The sequence below is a fragment of the Kitasatospora sp. NPDC093558 genome (assembly GCF_040683475.1).
In the GTDB taxonomy this organism is placed as follows: Bacteria; Actinomycetota; Actinomycetes; order Streptomycetales; family Streptomycetaceae; genus Kitasatospora.
The window spans coordinates 1-1,108 of the sequence record NZ_JBFBDY010001354.1; the positions used below are offsets into that span (position 1 = coordinate 1).

Here is a 1,108-nt window from a genome sequence, read left to right on the forward strand (position 1 = left end):
ACCCCGGACGCGTCCTGGAGCGCGACGGCAGGACCGTCCGCTCGGTGTACGGCCTGCACCGCACGAACCCCGCGATCGCCGCGCTCACCCGCCGGCCGGCCCTGCTCGGCGCCGTCCGCGGCCTGCTCGACGACGACGTGTACGTGCACCAGTCGAAGGTGAACATCAAGGCGCCGTTCGCCGGCGACCAGTGGGAGTGGCACCAGGACTACGTCTACTGGCTCACCGGCGACGGCATCCGCCGGCCCGACCTGGTCAACGTCGCGGTGTTCCTGGACGAGGTGACGGAGTTCAACGGGCCGCTCACCTTCGTGCCCGGCTCGCACACCGCCGGGCTGCTCGCCAGCACCGACGCGGAGGGCATGCCGCTCGGCTACGAGGACGCGCCGGCCTGGGTGGCGACGCTCACCGCCGACGAGAAGTTCCGGGTGCGCCACTCCGTCATCGAGGAACTCGCCCGCGCCAACGGGCTGGTGAGCCCGAAGGGGCCCGCCGGGTCGGTGCTGGTGTTCCACCCGAACATCCTGCACTGCTCGGCGGCGAACATCTCGCCGTTCCGCCGGTCGATGCTGATGTTCGTCTACAACACCGTTGCCAACCGTCCCGAAGTCCCGGGCTTGCGGCCGGACTTCCTCGCGGACCCGCAGCCGGTCGCGCTCCAGCCGATCTGACGCTCCATCAGATAGATCAGCTCAATCAGCTCCATCAGCACATCGACTCACGGCGCCAGGGGGGCACCATGCGGGACGCGGACGAGCAGGTGACGGGATGACGAACGGGGCCCCGGTGCTCCGTGGACCACGGGTGCCCCACCGGGCGCCGTACGGGGTCCCGGGGCTGGTCCGCGACCAGCGGGCGCGCACCCCGGACGCCGTCGCCTGCTCCGATCCCGGGCGCACCCTCACGTACGCCGAGCTGGACCTGCTCAGCGACGCGTGCGCCGCCGCCGTGCTGGCCGCCACCGGCGGGCGCCGGGGCGCGGTGGCAGTGCGGATGCCCCGGCAGGCCGATCTGTTGGTCGCGCTGCTCGGGGTGCTCAAGGCCGGCTGCCACTACGTGCCGATCGCGGCCGACGAGCCAGCCGGGCGGGTCGCGGCCATGACCGGCA

Annotated in this window: 2 protein-coding genes; both read left to right on the top strand. The window is 72.6% G+C overall.

Annotation, left to right across the window (positions count from 1 at the left end; translation table 11 throughout):
* A partial coding sequence (locus AB0O00_RS40925; protein ID WP_363659729.1) for a phytanoyl-CoA dioxygenase family protein occupies window positions 1-671 on the top strand: 671 nt, incomplete at its 5' end.
* 97 nt (window positions 672-768) lie between these two features.
* The coding region (locus AB0O00_RS40930; RefSeq protein ID WP_363659730.1) for an AMP-binding protein at window positions 769-1,108 on the top strand (340 nt) is incomplete at its 3' end.